This is a genomic window from Pseudomonas yamanorum, from assembly GCF_013386765.1.
GTDB lineage: Bacteria > Pseudomonadota > Gammaproteobacteria > Pseudomonadales > Pseudomonadaceae > Aquipseudomonas > Aquipseudomonas yamanorum_A.
Genome location: NZ_JACARE010000006.1, coordinates 116789 through 131339 on the forward strand (window position 1 = coordinate 116789; position 14551 = coordinate 131339).

The 14551-nt window shown below is 62.6% G+C and carries 14 protein-coding genes; 5 read left to right on the forward strand and 9 right to left on the reverse strand.

Annotated features, from left to right (window positions below; translation table 11 throughout):
• Nucleotides 1-15: 15 nt before the first annotated feature.
• The 8 genes from glgA to HX875_RS03795 form a co-directional block, all read right to left on the reverse strand.
• Nucleotides 16-1575, reverse strand: a complete 1560-nt coding sequence (gene glgA, locus HX875_RS03760; protein ID WP_177041756.1) for a glycogen synthase GlgA — start codon at nt 1573-1575, stop codon at nt 16-18.
• Between the two features lie 485 nt (nt 1576-2060).
• The gene (locus HX875_RS03765; RefSeq protein WP_177041758.1) at nt 2061-3011 is read right to left on the reverse strand and encodes a D-2-hydroxyacid dehydrogenase family protein; all 951 of its coding nucleotides are present in this window, start codon (nt 3009-3011) and stop codon (nt 2061-2063) included.
• Between the two features lie 26 nt (nt 3012-3037).
• Complete coding sequence (locus HX875_RS03770; protein ID WP_177041759.1) at nt 3038-4051, reverse strand: alpha/beta fold hydrolase; 1014 nt, start codon at nt 4049-4051, stop codon at nt 3038-3040.
• Between the two features lie 56 nt (nt 4052-4107).
• The gene (locus tag HX875_RS03775) at nt 4108-4539 is read right to left on the reverse strand and encodes a YqaA family protein (protein ID WP_177041760.1); all 432 of its coding nucleotides are present in this window, start codon (nt 4537-4539) and stop codon (nt 4108-4110) included.
• 3 nt (nt 4540-4542) lie between these two features.
• On the reverse strand, nt 4543-4989 hold the full coding sequence (locus tag HX875_RS03780) for a DUF411 domain-containing protein (RefSeq protein WP_177041761.1): 447 nt from the start codon (nt 4987-4989) through the stop codon (nt 4543-4545).
• Nucleotides 4990-5144: 155 nt separating this feature from the next.
• Entirely contained in the window at nt 5145-5600 is a 456-nt protein-coding gene (locus tag HX875_RS03785; protein WP_177041762.1) for an SRPBCC family protein, read from the reverse strand.
• Between the two features lie 90 nt (nt 5601-5690).
• Nucleotides 5691-7685, reverse strand: a complete 1995-nt coding sequence (locus tag HX875_RS03790; RefSeq protein ID WP_177041763.1) for a methyl-accepting chemotaxis protein — start codon at nt 7683-7685, stop codon at nt 5691-5693.
• A gap of 166 nt (nt 7686-7851) precedes the next feature.
• Nucleotides 7852-8847 carry an aldo/keto reductase gene (locus tag HX875_RS03795; protein WP_177041764.1) on the reverse strand — a complete coding sequence of 332 codons (996 nt, stop codon included), beginning with the start codon at nt 8845-8847 and terminating at the stop codon, nt 7852-7854.
• A gap of 119 nt (nt 8848-8966) precedes the next feature.
• On the opposite strand from HX875_RS03795, the gene HX875_RS03800 reads away from it, so the two are divergent.
• Nucleotides 8967-9884, forward strand: a complete 918-nt coding sequence (locus HX875_RS03800; protein ID WP_177041766.1) for a LysR family transcriptional regulator — start codon at nt 8967-8969, stop codon at nt 9882-9884.
• On the opposite strand, the gene HX875_RS03805 is transcribed toward HX875_RS03800, so the two are convergent.
• Nucleotides 9875-10780 (reverse strand): AraC family transcriptional regulator, encoded by a 906-nt coding sequence (locus HX875_RS03805; RefSeq protein ID WP_177041767.1) that lies wholly within the window; start codon nt 10778-10780, stop codon nt 9875-9877. The two genes, HX875_RS03800 and HX875_RS03805, sit on opposite strands and share 10 nt — an antisense overlap.
• A gap of 102 nt (nt 10781-10882) precedes the next feature.
• On the opposite strand from HX875_RS03805, the gene HX875_RS03810 reads away from it, so the two are divergent.
• The 4 genes from HX875_RS03810 to HX875_RS03825 are packed head-to-tail and all read left to right on the forward strand — an operon-like array spanning nt 10883 to nt 14543.
• Nucleotides 10883-11443 (forward strand): carboxymuconolactone decarboxylase family protein, encoded by a 561-nt coding sequence (locus HX875_RS03810; RefSeq protein WP_177041770.1) that lies wholly within the window; start codon nt 10883-10885, stop codon nt 11441-11443.
• Nucleotides 11444-11495: 52 nt separating this feature from the next.
• Complete coding sequence (locus HX875_RS03815) at nt 11496-12557, forward strand: acyl-CoA dehydrogenase family protein (RefSeq protein WP_177041772.1); 1062 nt, start codon at nt 11496-11498, stop codon at nt 12555-12557.
• Nucleotides 12554-13357, forward strand: coding sequence for an ABC transporter ATP-binding protein (locus tag HX875_RS03820; RefSeq protein WP_177041773.1), 804 nt, complete (start codon nt 12554-12556; stop codon nt 13355-13357). The genes HX875_RS03815 and HX875_RS03820 overlap by 4 nt, the downstream gene beginning before the upstream one ends.
• Nucleotides 13344-14543 (forward strand): ABC transporter substrate-binding protein, encoded by a 1200-nt coding sequence (locus HX875_RS03825; RefSeq protein WP_177041775.1) that lies wholly within the window; start codon nt 13344-13346, stop codon nt 14541-14543. Before HX875_RS03820 ends, HX875_RS03825 begins: the two co-directional genes overlap by 14 nt.
• Nucleotides 14544-14551: the final 8 nt, after the last annotated feature.

Genomic DNA, 14551 nt, shown 5'->3' on the forward strand with positions numbered 1-14551 from the left:
ATGAAGACCTCTTTTTTACTGTTTCCCCGATCTTCCCAGCGCTTTCGCCACCAGTTTTTCATAAAGTTCGGCGTAGGGTTCCACTGCCTGGCTCCAGTTGAACGGAGCGGCCATGGCTCGGCAACGCATCGCATTGAGCAAACCTGGGAAGGCGAACACCTTGAACGCGCGGCTCAGGGCCGCCTCGTAGCTTTCGACAGTGGATTCGTTGAACAGGAAGCCGGTGACGCCATCCTCAATGGTGTCGGCCAGGCCACCGGTGTTGCGCGCCACCGGCAACGAACCGAAGCGCTGGGCGTACATCTGGCTCAGGCCGCAGGGTTCATAACGGGACGGCATCAGCAGGAAGTCGCTGCCGGCAAACATACGGCGGGCGTCGGTCTCGTTGAAGCCGATGCGCACGCCGATCTGGCCGGGAAAGCGCAGGGCCAGGGCGCGCATGGCTTGTTCTTCTTCAGGCTCGCCGCGACCGATGATCGCGATCTGGCCGCCGTTTTCGACGATGAAGCTTGCGACCGCTTCAGTGAGGTCCAGGCCTTTCTGGTAGACCAGGCGCGACACCACGGCGAACAGCGGGCCGGTGGAGTCATGCAGGCCGAACAGGTTGCGCACATGGGCGGCGTTCAGCGCCTTGCCTTCCCAGTCACCGATATTGAAGGGGTGAGTCAGGTGCGAGTCGGTGGACGCTTCCCAGCTTTCATCGATGCCGTTGGGAATGCCGCTGAGCAGGCCTTGCTGGGTCTTGCTGGCGAGGAAACCGTCCAGGCCACAGCCGAATTCGGGGGTGGTGATTTCCTGGGCGTAGGTCGCGCTGACCGTGGTGATATGGCTGGAGTACGCCATGCCGGCCTTCAGGAATGACAGCTTGCCGTAGAACTCCATGCCTTCCTGTTGCAAGGCGTGTTCGGGAATCCCCAGTTCCGGGCACGAGGCCAGGCTGACCACACCCTGGTAGGCCAGGTTATGAATGGTGAACAGCGTCGGGGTGCGTGACCCACGCCAGTGCATGTAGGCGGGTGCCAGGCCGGCGGGCCAGTCATGGGCGTGCACCAGGTCCGGGCACCAGTGGATCTGTGCCAGGTTGGCGGCAATATCGGCGGCGGCCAGGCCCAGGCGGGCGAAGCGGATATGGTTGTCGGGCCAGTCACGGCCGTTGTTGGCGCCGTAGGGCGTGCCTTCACGCTCATACAGTTCGGGGCAGATCAGCACGTAGATGACCAGGCCATCCTTGAGGTCCATGCGCCCGATCTTGCACGGTGGCAATGCGGCGTGGCCGCCCAGCTCACCGATGATATGAATGGGGTTGTCGCTGTCCAGCACCTGCGGGTAGCCAGGGATCAGCACCCGCACATCGTGCAGGTGCGCCATGGCGCGGGGCAGGGCGGCGGACACGTCTCCCAGGCCGCCGGTTTTCACCAGGTCAGCCAGTTCGGAGGTGACAAACAGCACTTTCTTGCGGTTGGGATTCTGACTCTGTACCGGCCGCAGCGCGTTCGGCAGGTCGGCCAGTGAGGTCGGCCCGCCAACCGGCTGACTAAAACGCTCTCCCTGAGTATCTACAGCGGCACTGATCATAGTTCTCTCCCATGTGTTGGTCGGCTGATGGCATATGGCAATCAGCGAAGGTTGACCGCATCCTGCGGCCAGGCGCACAAGCGCTACACAGACTGGCAAGCCTTATGCCAGTTGTGCTGGAGTCTTAAATAGAGTGGATGGACGGGCATTCGGCGTGAACCGTCAGCGCTCGCCTTACCTTAAACCTGACCTACGGCAGAGTTCGAAAGTTTCGATTTTTTGCGGGGTTTTTGTTTTGGAACGGACCCATCGGTCATGAGTCTAGGACAGATCCCAGAGCCCGTGGGGTCTGTGGGGGAATTTTGTAGGACAAATTTTTTTCATCCGCACCGTAGCGTCCCTAGCGCCGGTACCGCTTCCGTAGTAGCAGCTGTCGAGCGCCAGCGAGGCTGCGTCGGGCGCACTGCCGATTCTGAACCGGGTCGCGCCCTACGCAGCCTCGCTGGCGCTCGACAGCTGCTACTACGGGGGGGAGGAGTGCACCGCTATAGTGCGCGGACAGGCACGCCTTTGGCCCACGCCTGAATGTCTTCGATCATCTGCTCGTAGAACTGGCGGTAATTCTGCTCGCTGACATAACCGACGTGTGGCGTGGCCAACACATTCGGCAATTGGCGGAACGGGTGCCCGGCAGGCAACGGCTCCTGGGCGTAGACATCCAGTGCCGCGCCTGCCAGCCGGCCATTGGCCAGTGCGTCAATCAAGGCCGCCTCATCGACAATCGGCCCGCGCGCCGTATTCACCAGGTGCGCCGCAGGCTTCATCCATCCCAGCGCCTCGGCGTCCACCAGCCCGCGGCTGCGGTCGCTGAGCACCAGGTGAATCGACAACACATCCGCCTGTTCAAACAGCTCACGCTTGCTGACCCAGGTCACGCCGGTCTCGGCGGCGCGTTCCGGGGTGAGGTTTTCGCTCCAGGCAATCACGCGCATGCCGAATGCCTGGCCATACTTGGCGATCTTCTGGCCAATGCTGCCCAGGCCGAGAATGCCCAGGGTCTTGCCGTACAGATCGCCGCCCAGGCCCACCTGCCAGCCGTCGGCGCGCAGGGAATTGGCTTCGGCCAGCAGGTTGCGGGTGGAGGCCATGATCAGTGCCCAGGTCAGTTCCGGGGCGGCGTGTTTGTAGCTGTCGGTGCCGCACACCTGGATGCCCAGGGCCTTGGCGGCGGGAATGTCGATGGCCGCGTTGCGCATGCCGCCGGTCACCAGCAGCTTGAGCTTGGGCAAGCCTTGCAGCAGGGCCTGGTCAAACGTGGTGCGCTCGCGCATCACGCAGATCACTTCGAAACCCTGCAAGCGCTCGATCAGCGTCGCGGTATCTGCGGGGTACTCGTGGAGGAAATGCACCTGGCCGACCGACGCCAGGACTGACCAGTCCACCACGCCACTGGCCACATTCTGCCAATCATCAATCACTGCGATCTGTACCGACATTCACGCGTGCCTCGAAAAAGGTTGGATTAGAGGGCATTCAGCCCTTGCAACAGCGCCTTGTGAAACTGTGCCGGTTCTTCCATTTGCGGCGCATGGCCCAGGCCCGGGAATTCCACCAGGGTGGCGTGGGGGATCAACTTGGCCACCTGCTTGCCCAATACCGCGTAGTTGCCGATCTTCGCCTTGACCGCCGGTGGGGCGATGTCTTTGCCAATGGCGGTGTTGTCGGCTGTGCCGATCAGCAGCAGGGTGGGCATCTGCAGGTCCTTGAACTCGTAGTACACCGGCTGGGTGAAGATCATGTCGTAAATCAGCGCCGAGTTCCATGCCACCACGGTGTGGCCGGGGCCCTTGTTCATACCGGCGAGCATCTGCACCCAGCGCTCGTATTCTGGCTTCCAGTGGCCGGCGTAGTAGGTGTCGCGTTCGTAGTTGCGGATGCCGTCGGCGGTGAGCTTCAGCTCGCGCTCGTACCATTGGTCAACGCTGCGATAGGGCACGCCAATGGCTTTCCAGTCTTCCAGGCCGATAGGGTTTACCAGTGCAAGTTGTTCGGTTTGTTCCGGATATAGCAGGGCGTAGCGCGTGGCGAGCATGCCGCCGGTGGAATGGCCAAGAAGCGTGGCCTTTTGAATGCCGAGTTTTTCCAGCAACTGGTGAGTGTTGATCGCCAGTTGCTGGAAGCTGTACTGGTAATTGTCCGGTTTGCTGGAGGTGCAGAAACCGATCTGGTCGGGAGCGATCACCCGGTAGCCGGCGTCACTCAAGGCCTTGATCGAGGCATCCCAGGTGGCGCCGCAGAAGTTCTTGCCGTGCATCAGCACGATGCTGCGCCCATTGGCCTTGCCGTTGGCGGGAACGTCCATGTAGCCCATTTGCAGGGATTTTCCCTGGGACTGGAAGGTGAAGTGTTCCACTGGATAAGGGTATTGGAAGCCTTGCAGTTCGGGGCCGTAGGTTGGGCCTTCAGTGGCGGCGAAGGCGGGCAGGACGCTGCCGAGCAGCAGGCTGGCGACACACAATGAGCGGATTTTGGACATTGGTATTGGCTCCGGGAACAGTGCCCGGATGCTGTGGCGGGGGGATTAACGGGAGATTAAATCCAGTGCAGGGTCAGCATGGCCAATACCCCGTAACGCGCCCCTTTGGCCAGGGTCACCAGCAGCAGGAACCGCCACAACGGCTCGCGCATCACCCCGGCCACCAGCGTCAATGGGTCGCCAATGACCGGCACCCAACTGAGCAGCAACGACCAATGACCCCAGCGTTGATAGTGGGTGCGGGCCTTCTCCAGGTGTTTCGGGCTGACCGGAAACCAGCGCCGCTCCTTGAAGCGCTCAACCGAGCGTCCCAACAGCCAATTGACCAGCGAACCCAATACGTTGCCAAGCGTTGCAACCGCAAGCAGCAGCCACAGGCTGTAATGCCCGCTGATCAACAGCCCCACCAGCACCGCCTCCGACTGCATCGGCAACAGCGTGGCGGCGCCGAAGGCGGCGAAAAACAGTCCCAGGTAACCGGCAAGCATCAATCAGCGTGCCGGGTAGTCAGCCACCACCACGTCCTTGCCTTCACGGGTCAGGCCGATGACTTGATAGGCATCACTGCTGCCGTCCATCTCCATGCCCGGCGAGCCCATGGGCATGCCCGGTGCCGCAATACCCAGCAAGTCATCACGCTTGCGCAAGGCGAGCACTTGGTCGGCAGGCACATGGCCTTCGACAAACTTGCCGTCGATCACGCCGGTGTGGCACGACGCCAGGCGCGGCGCCACGTCCAGGCGTTGCTTGACCTCACTCATGTTGGGTTCCACATGGTCATTGACCTTGAAACCGTTGTTTTCCAGGTGGGCAATCCACTTCTTGCAGCAACCGCAGTTGGCATCGCGGTGCACATCAATCGGGATCAACTCGGCGGCCTGGGCCAAGGGGCTCATAAGCAGGGCCGACAGTGCGGCCAGTCGCAGGGTGGTTTTCATCATCATCTCGTCAGATAAAGGGCAACAGGCGGCCATTCTCCGTGCTTTTTACAAAAGGATTTCCCGGGAGTGTTACGAGGTTTTACGAAAAACCGACAGCACCAGAATAACGGCCTGGTGCTGTCGGAAAACTGAGGGGGGGGATGACGGTTTTGTCAGGTAATCGAGGATTCCAGGCGCCGCTTGAGCTGATCAAGGGCCTGATTGGACAGCGCAACCATGCGCTCATGCAAGGTGGTCAGTTGCAGTTCGGTTTCATAGGTCAGGATGCGCTTGAACAGTGTGCCGCTGCCCTGGGTTTGCAGCAGATAGTGGATACAACCGTCGACGGCCAACGAAGTGAACGCCGTCTTGAACTCCCGCGGTCGCTGCGCAATCTGCACGCGATAGCTCATGGGTACCCGCACGCCCAGCAGGTCGATGGTTTCGGTAAAACGGTGCCCGGTGGGTAATGAACCGGTGATACCGGTGTCGGCGCCCAAGGAAGTCGGATGCCATTCATGCCAGCGATCCGGTTGGGTGACATAGTCGTAAACAGTTTCGATAGGGGCCTGGATGTAGCGTTCCTGACTGATCCGCTCCAGGCGGATCGGGTGCTCAACTGCATGCATGACACACCTCCTGTGTGGCGAGACTAAGCACTTTGAGCTGTCAGAATAGTCCGGCTCCCGCACATTGCACGGGAGTCGGCAGGCTATTTTTCAACGCACCTTGAAGCGTCCCATCAATGCAATAACCCGGCCATTTGCATCCAGCAGGCTCTGGGTGTTGTGTTCCGTGGCGTGGCCGCTTTGCACCAGCTCTTCGACCATATGGCGGATGTGCACCATGCTGCGGTTGATTTCCTCGGTCACCGCGCTTTGCTGCTCGGCGGCAGTGGCGATCTGGGTGCTGAGGTTGTTGATATGGCTGACGGAGCCGGCCATCTCATCCAAGCCCGTGTTCACCCGTGCGGTGGCATCAGCTGCGGACTGGCAGCTGGCCTGGGTGGCTTCCATGGCGGTCACCGAGGAACTCACGCCGGTGGTCAGGCGTGCGAGCATTTCGTTGATCTGCGAGGTGCTGGCCTGGGTGCGGGCGGCGAGGGCGCGCACTTCGTCGGCGACCACCGCAAACCCCCGGCCTTGTTCGCCGGCCCGGGCGGCTTCGATGGCGGCATTGAGGGCCAGCAGGTTGGTCTGGCCGGCAATGGCGCCGATCACCCCGAGGGTTTCGGTAATGCGCGCGGCGTCCTGGCGCATGTTTTCCACGGTGTGGGTGGCACTGGAGACCTCGCCGATCAACGCGCTGACGCTGCGGGAGGCTTCACCCACCACCACCCGCGAACGGTCGGCGTGCTCGTTGGCGCGCTGGGTGAACGCGGCGGTTTCGGCCGCATTCTCGGCCACGGTGTCGGCGGTGGAGCTCATCTCGGTGATGGCGGTGACGGTCTGGTCGGTTTCCGAGGCATGGCGCACCAGGATCTGGTTGGTCTGGGCCGACGTCTGCTGCAGCTGTGCGAGGCTCGACGACATGGCGCCGGTGGCCTCGGTCACCTCGCCGATCATGTTTTGCAGGTAGACGATAAAGCGGTTTACCGAATGCCCGATCGCCCCCAGTTCGTCCTCGGCGCGGATGGTGATGCGCCGGGTGAGGTCGGCATCGCCGTTGGACAGCGCGTCGATATTGGTCTTCAGCGCGGTCATCCGGTGCACCAACTGGCGGATGGCATACACCTGCAGCAGCACCAGCAGCAGGATCATCGGGATTTGCAGCATCGCCAGGGTGCCTAAAACGTCATCACGCTGGGCGGTGATCAGCGAGGTCGGCAGTGCGGTGGCGAGGAACCAGGGCGTACCTTCGATCGGGCGCATGAAGAACGTGCTGGCCACGCCCTGGTTGTCGAACTCGCTGCGCTGCAGGGATTGGTCGCGATGGGCCAGGCCGGCGCTGACCTGGGCCGCAAATGCGGAAGTGCCGGTCAGTTCGCTGATGTTCTTCAACACCACCGGGCCGCTGATGCGCGTGCTGTTGCTGATGATCTTGCCGTCGCCTTCGACGATCAGCATTTCGGCGCTGAGGTCTTTTTCCTTGCTGGCCACCAGGTCGTTGAAGAACCCCAGTGTCACGTCGATGGTGGCGACGCCGTACGCCGCGCCGTCACGCTGGATCGCCATCGCGCAGTTGGTGCGAGGCTCCTGGCTGGCGTCATCCTTGTAGGCTGCCGCCCAGGCGCACTGGCCACGGGGTGAGGCGAGCCCGCCCTTGTACCAGCTCTGGTCGTAATAATTGGGGGCCGCGTCGCTGTTCCAGAACGTATTGACCGCCAGCTTGCCCGAGGCATCGCGGTGCCAGAAGGTGCTGTGCTTGTTACGCCCCGGCGTGCGCTGGTTGGGCAGGGGCCAGATGCCGCCGCCGAACACTTTCAATTCGCCGTACTGGTCCACCAGGCCGGGCAGCACCTTGTCGATGGCGTCGCTGTCCAGCAGCGGGATGGTTTGGGTGATGGTGCGTTGCTGGGCCTGGACCTTGTTCAACTCGCCCTGGATCTGCCCGGCCACTTCGGCAATGCGATTGAGCACCACCTGTTCTTCGGTGTGGCGCAGCGTGGGCGCCACCAACTGTCCGACGCCCACGACCGTCAATACGAATAACAACAGGACGAACAGCACCAGGAACAGGGTGTAACGGGCTTGGATAGAGCGCAATGAGGGCATGGGGTCGTCCTTACGAAGCGTTTATTGTGCGACGCGGCTTTGTTAGAGCTTCGAAGGGCTATCGGCTTGGGACGGGGGAGCTTTAGGTACCATGGTGCAAGAAAGTTGCACGGCATGCGTTGAATGATCGGAGCTGGCACGCCAGCCCCGATCCAGACCGGCCGGATTATTTATCCAGCATCTGCATGACTTCTTCCGGGTAACGCAATCCGGCGGTTGCATTGGCCGGGAAGATCGCTTCCAGGGCCGCCAATTCGGTCGGGTTCAGCTTGACCTCCAGTGCCGCGACATTCTCTTCCAGGTACTTGCGCTGCTTGGTGCCGGGGATCGGGATCAGGTAGTCCCCTTGCGCCAATACCCAGGCCAACGCCAACTGCCCGGCGGTCACGCCCTTATCGGCGGCCAGTGCCTGCACTTGTTCCACCAGCAACAGGTTTTTCGCAAAGTTCTCGCCCTGAAAACGCGGGCTGAAGCGGCGGTAGTCATCCGCCGCAAAATCGTCCGGGCTTTTCAGGGCGCCGGTCAGGAAACCACGGCCCAGCGGGCTATAGGGCACAAATGCAATGCCCAGGCGCTGGCAGGCGGCGAGGCAGCCGTTGTCTTCCTGGTCGCGGCTCCACAGGGAATATTCGCTTTGCAGGGCGCAGATGGGGTGCACGTTGTGGGCGCGCTCCAGGGTGGCGGCCGAGGCTTCACTCAAGCCCAGGTAGCGCACCTTGCCTTGTTTGACCAGTTCAGCCATGGCGCCGACGGTTTCCTCAATCGCCACTTCCGGGTCGATGCGGTGCTGGTAATACAGGTCGAGGGTTTCTACGCCAAGGCGTTTCAAGGTGCCGTCGATGGCACTGCGGATGTACTCCGGCCGGCCATTCACGCCACGCAACGCCGGGTTCGACGGGTCGCGCACGATGCCGAACTTGCTGGCGAGAAACACCTGGTCGCGCTTGCCGGCGATGGCCTTGCCGATCAGCGCTTCGTTGGTGTGGGGGCCGTACATGTCGGCGGTGTCCAGCAGGTTGATCCCCAGCTCCAGGGCGCGGTGCAGGGTATATATGGCTTCGGTGGTGTCGGTGCCGGTGGTGTAGAAATCGGTCATGCCCATGCAGCCGAGGCCGATGGCGGAAACCTGGGGACCGTTTTTGCCGAGTTGACGAGTGTGCATGGGTTCAGCTCCTGTGTAGGGAAGGGCGCCATTGTTGCCCTCGACAAAAGCGGGATAAACCGGCTAAAACCACTATCACTATTATGAAATTCTAAACAATCCCTGAAGGAAGCCCGCCCGTGGACCGTTTTAATGCGATGCGTGTGTTCGTGCGGATTGTCGAATTGGGCGGCTTTGCCAAGGCGGCCGACAGCCTGCAACTGCCGCGCGCCTCGGTAACGATCCTGATCAAGCAACTGGAAGCGCACCTGGGCGTGCAGTTGTTGCAGCGCACCACGCGCCAGGTCAGCCCGACCCTCGACGGCGCCGCCTACTATCAGCGTTGTGTGAGCCTGCTGGCCGACCTTGAGGAAACCGAGGCGGTGTTCTCCACCAGCCGCCGCAACCCGCGCGGTACGTTGCGCATTGATATGCCGTCGGGGATCGGCCGGTTCCTGGTGATTCCGGCGCTGCCGGAGTTCACCGCGCGCTACCCGCAGATCGACCTGGAAATCGGCCTTAACGACCGCCCGGTAGACCTCATCCGCGAAGGTGTGGACTGCGTGTTGCGCGGTGGCCTGGCGCTGGACGAGTCACTGGTGGCGCGGCCGCTGGCAATGATGGACCAGGTGACCTGCGCCAGTCCCGGCTACGTGCAGCAGTTCGGCATGCCGTCGACACTGGATGATTTGACCGGCCATCTGGTGGTCGAATATTTCTCCAGCACCAGCGGCAAGCGCTATGGCCTGGAGTTCCAGATGGGCAATGACATACGGTTGGTGGACTTGCCCAAGCAAGTCGCAGTGAACAGCGCCGACGGCTACCTGGCGGCCTGTGAAGCGGGTTATGGCTTGGTGCAGACGCCTTACTATCACGCCGTTCGCCAGCTGGAAGCGGGCACGTTGGTGGAGGTGTTGGCGGACCTGCAACCGCCGAAGTTGCCATTGACCGCGCTGTACCCGCCGCACCGCCAGTTGTCACAACGGGTGCGGGTCTTTGTCGATTGGCTGGTGGACCTGTGTGCTCGGCCCGACAATGGGTTGCAGCGTCAGCCTTGAGCCTTGCGATAGGCACCGGGCTGGAAGCCGGTGACTTTGTGGAAGGCCCGGGTGAAGGCGGCCACCGATTGATAGCCTACGGCCAGGGCTACCTCCGCCACCGTCTGGTCCTGCTTGAACAATTGGCAGGCGTGGCGCACGCGCATCATCAGCAGCACTTGCCCCGGCGACTGGCCGCACAGCTCATTGAAGCGCTTGAAAAACGCCGAGCGCGACAAACCGGTGCAGGCCGCCATGCTTTCCAGGGTCCAGGGATCGGCGGGGCGGGCGATCAACTGCTCCAGCAGGCCGGCAAATGCCGGTTGCCGGGCCAGGGCCGCGAGGCCGCCGAGTTCGGTGTTGTCCAGCACTTGCTGGCGCAGCACATACAGAAACAGCAGGTGGCACAGGCGCTCCAGCAGCGCGGGCGAGGGCGCCGGTGTGCGCTCGCATTCCTGCAGGATCAGATCGAACAGGTTACGCGCGGCGGTCAACGAAGGGTCGCCGGCCCGCAGGATGATCCAGGCGGGCAGGCTGTCGACGATCATCGCCGACAACCCGGACTGGAAATGAAAGAACCCGCACACCAGGCCCACACCATCGCTCGCCTGGCTGTCCAGCGCCACCATCGGTTGGCGCGGGCATTCCTGGGCGCCGGCGGCGGTGCCATCGCTGGACAAGCGGTACGCCAGGTCCCGCAGCAGGAAAACCGCGTCGCCATTGTTCAGCGGGTAGGGCGTCAAGTCGCCGTCGATGTGCATCCAGCATTGGCCTTGCACCACCAGATGAAAACTCGCGCTGGCCAAACCGTGGGTGCTGGCGTGCCAGTCGCCGCAGTAGCGCCCGACGTGAAACAGGCTGGTGTTGAGTTCAAGGCTATCTAATAACCAATCGACAAGCGCACTGGACGAATTCATCTAACGGAAAGACTCTAGAGCAAGTAATCGCTACTTTAGACTATTGAGCGGATTTTTTATAACCAACAGACTTGGTACACGAATCCATGAGGAGACCACTCCATGTCCCGCGTACCGATGCTAACCCTGGAAACCGCTCCTGAGGCGGCCAAGCCCTTTCTGGAAAATGCCCTGAAGGGTTCCGGGTTCATCCCCAATCTGCTGGCGGTGCTGGCCAATGCCCCGGCGGCACTGGAAACCTACATCACCGTGTCCGGCCTGAACGCCAAGTCTGACCTGAGCCTGGCCGACCGTGAGGTGGTGCAGCTGATTGCCGCCACCACCCACGGTTGCGATTTCTGCGTCGCCGGGCACACTGCCGTAGCGCGCAACAAGGCCAAGCTGCCGGAAGACGTGATCGACGCCCTGCGCCAGCGTGGTGAACTGCCCAACGCGCGTTATGAGACACTCGCCGAGTTCACCCGGGAAGTGATCGCCACCCGCGGTGATGTCAGCGATGCCGGCTTTGCCGCGTTCCGTGAGGCGGGCTACACCGACGGTAATGCGCTGGAAGTTATCCTGGGGGTGAGCCTGGCCACCCTGTGCAATTTCGCCAACGTGTTTGCCCGCACCCCGCTGAACCCGGAGCTGGCGCAATACCGTTGGGAAAAACCGGCAAGCTGAAGGCGCGCAAGCGTTCGCGATGGTAAACATGCTGTAACAAGGAGAAACATGAATGCTTGACCCAATCTTGAGCCGTTGGCTCGATGTTCAAGCGCAGGCCCTGGATGTGGGCAGTTGCGATCCGCAGGAAGTGCTGCCACGGCTGGCAGAGGCCAATGTATTACGTATCGGTGTGCCCAAGGACCTCGGTGGCCTGGGCGGCGATGTCACCGGCGCGGTGGAAGCCATCGCCGATGTGGCCAGCCATTCCCTGGCCTCGGCGTTTGTGTGCTGGGGCCAACGCTCGTTTATCGAATATCTGCTGCAAAGCCCTAACCAGCGGCTGCGTGAGCAATTGCTGCCGGACCTGCTGAGCGGCAAGCTCGCGGGGGCGACCGGGCTGTCCAACGCGATGAAGTTTTTGTCTGGTATCGAGACGCTGCAAATCAGCGCCGAGCCGACGGATGACGGCTGGAACCTCAATGGCCGCCTGCACTGGGTGACCAATCTGCGCAAGAACGGGTTTGTGGTGGCGGCGGCCATCGAGCATGCCCAGGGCGGCGCGCCGTTTATCCTGGCGATTCCGGATTCGGTGAGTGGCCTGCAACGCTCCCGCGACCTGGAGCTGTTGGGCCTGCAATCGAGCAACACCGCAGCCCTTGGCTTTGAAGCCGTGGAACTGAGCCGCGACTGGCTGCTGCACGAGGACGCACGCAAGTTCCTGCCGGCCGTACGCCCGGCGTTTCTCGGTTTGCAATGTGGCATGTCCATCGGCCTGGCCCGGCGTTCGCTGGCCGAGGTGGCCAATCACTTGGGCTCCAGCCGCACCGTATTGCGCGAAGAACTGGAAGTGCTGCGTACCTCGCTGGAGCAGGCAGTCAACGACCTCAAGAAAGGCCTGCTCAGTGGCCGCTTCGGTACTGAGCCGGTGCCGTTGTTCCGCCTGCGCATTGCCCTCGCCGAAATTGCTGCCAGCGCTGTTCAGCTTGAGTTGCAAGCCAGCGGCGGCAAGGCCTATTTGACCGCCCACGGCAGCGGCTTTGCCCGGCGCTGGCGCGAGTCGGCATTTGTGCCGATCGTGACCCCGAGCCTGGTGCAGTTGCGCACCGAGTTGAACCGTCAGGCCAATCTATGAGCCAGGCGGTATTGCACGCCCAGGGGATTTGCCTGGGGTACGCGGGTAATTCGGTGCTGGAAGGTTTTGACCTGCAACTGCAGCCGGGTGAAGTGGTGTCGATCCTCGGCCCCAGCGGCGTTGGCAAGTCCAGCCTGCTGCGGGTGCTGGCCGGTTTGCAGGCGCCCCAGGGCGGCAGCATCAGCCTGCTGGGCGAGCCGTTGGACGGCCCGCATCCGCGAGTGGCGGTGGCATTCCAGGACCCCAGCCTGTTGCCCTGGCTGAGCCTGGAAAAGAACGTGGCCTTCGGCCTGGACTTCGCCCGCCAGCCGCACCTCAGCCCTGAAGAGCGACGCAGCCGGATCGACCACGCGATCCACGCCGTGGGCCTTGAACACGCTCGCCAGCAATTCCCGGCGGCGCTGTCCGGCGGCATGGCCCAGCGCACCGCGTTGGCCCGCTGCCTGGCCCGCCAGCCGCAGGTGTTGCTGCTGGACGAACCCTTCGGTGCCCTGGATGAAGTGACCCGTGCCGACATGCAGCACTTGCTGCTCAAGGTCAATCGCGAGCAAGGCTCGGCGGCGGTGCTGATCACCCATGACATCGACGAAGCGCTGCTGCTGTCCGACCGGATTCTGCTACTGGGTAACCGCCCGGCGCGGACCCTCGGCGAATGGCGCATCGACCTGCCGCAACCGCGGGAAGAACAGGTGGAAGCCATCGGCATCCTGCGCATCGAGATTCTCAAAACCCTACGGCAGGCGAGCCGCACTAACCCCCAACCCAATGAACTGCTGGAGCCTTGCCATGTGTCTGGATGACCTCACTCACTCGCGCCGTGACTTTCTCAAACTCTCGGCCGTGCTCAGTGCCGCCGGGGCCTTGCCACTGCTCAGCAGCTTGCAGGCCCGAGCGGCCAGTGAGCCGGACGCACCGGTGCGCATCGGCTACCTGCCGATCACCGACGCCACGCCGCTGCTGGTGGCCCACAACAATGGCCTGTTCGAAGCCGAAGGCATCAAGGCCGAGCGCCCGGTGCTGTTACGCAGCTGGGCCCAGGTGATCGAGGCGTTTATCTCGGGACAGGTCAACGTGATTCACCTGCTGTCGCCGATGACCGTGTGGGCCCGTTATGGCAGCAAGGTGCCGGCCAAGGTCGTGGCCTGGAACCACGTGGGCGGCTCGGGCTTGACCGTGTCCCCGGGGATTACCGACGTGAAGCAACTGGGCGGCAAGTCGGTGGCGATTCCGTTCTGGTACTCGATCCACAACGTGGTGGTGCAGCAGCTGTTCCGCGACAACGGCCTGACCCCGGTGGCCCGCGCCGCCGGCAGCGCGATTGCCGCCAACGAGGTCAACCTGATCGTATTGCCGCCCTCGGACATGCCGCCGGCCCTGGCCAGCAAGCGCATTGACGGCTACATCGTCGCCGAGCCGTTCAACGCCCTGGCGGAAAACCTCAATGTGGGTCGTGTGCAGCGCTTCACCGGCGATGTGTGGCGCAACCACGCCTGCTGCGTGGTGTTCATGCACGAGCACGACCTGACCAACCGCCCGGAATGGTCGCAGAAGGTGGTGAGTGCCATCGTCAAGGCCCAGGTCTGGACCCGCGACAACCGCGAAGAAGCGGTGAAGCTGCTGTCCAAGGACGGCGAGAACCGCTACACCCCGCACGCTGAACCGGTGCTGCGCAAAGTCCTGGCGCCGGCTGCCAGCGATCGTGCGGCGTACCTCGCCGACGGCGCGATCCAGCACGCCAACTGGGACGAACACCGCATCGACTTCCAACCGTACCCGTTCCCGAGCTACACCGAAGAACTGGTCCGCCGCCTGAAAGACACGCTGATCGAGGGCGACAAGAAATTCCTCGCCGACCTCGACCCTGCCTTCGTTGCCAAAGACCTGGTGGATGACCGCTTTGTGCGTAACGCCATCGCGGCAGTCGGCGGCATGAAGACCTTCGGTCTGCCGGAAGGCTTCGAGCGAAACGAGGAGATTGGCGTTTGAACCACGGC

Bases quoted from the DNA above. Each gene is read 5' to 3' on its own strand.
- glgA (WP_177041756.1), bottom strand. From the start codon at position 1,575: ATGATCAGTGCCGCTGTAGATACTCAGGGAGAGCGTTTTAGTCAGCCG.
- HX875_RS03765 (WP_177041758.1), bottom strand. From the start codon at position 3,011: ATGTCGGTACAGATCGCAGTGATTGATGATTGGCAGAATGTGGCCAGT.
- HX875_RS03770 (WP_177041759.1), bottom strand. From the start codon at position 4,051: ATGTCCAAAATCCGCTCATTGTGTGTCGCCAGCCTGCTGCTCGGCAGC.
- HX875_RS03775 (WP_177041760.1), bottom strand. From the start codon at position 4,539: ATGCTTGCCGGTTACCTGGGACTGTTTTTCGCCGCCTTCGGCGCCGCC.
- HX875_RS03780 (WP_177041761.1), bottom strand. From the start codon at position 4,989: ATGAAAACCACCCTGCGACTGGCCGCACTGTCGGCCCTGCTTATGAGC.
- HX875_RS03785 (WP_177041762.1), bottom strand. From the start codon at position 5,600: ATGCATGCAGTTGAGCACCCGATCCGCCTGGAGCGGATCAGTCAGGAA.
- HX875_RS03790 (WP_177041763.1), bottom strand. From the start codon at position 7,685: ATGCCCTCATTGCGCTCTATCCAAGCCCGTTACACCCTGTTCCTGGTG.
- HX875_RS03795 (WP_177041764.1), bottom strand. From the start codon at position 8,847: ATGCACACTCGTCAACTCGGCAAAAACGGTCCCCAGGTTTCCGCCATC.
- HX875_RS03805 (WP_177041767.1), bottom strand. From the start codon at position 10,780: ATGAATTCGTCCAGTGCGCTTGTCGATTGGTTATTAGATAGCCTTGAA.
- HX875_RS03810 (WP_177041770.1), top strand. From the start codon at position 10,883: ATGTCCCGCGTACCGATGCTAACCCTGGAAACCGCTCCTGAGGCGGCC.
- HX875_RS03815 (WP_177041772.1), top strand. From the start codon at position 11,496: ATGCTTGACCCAATCTTGAGCCGTTGGCTCGATGTTCAAGCGCAGGCC.
- HX875_RS03820 (WP_177041773.1), top strand. From the start codon at position 12,554: ATGAGCCAGGCGGTATTGCACGCCCAGGGGATTTGCCTGGGGTACGCG.
- HX875_RS03825 (WP_177041775.1), top strand. From the start codon at position 13,344: ATGTGTCTGGATGACCTCACTCACTCGCGCCGTGACTTTCTCAAACTC.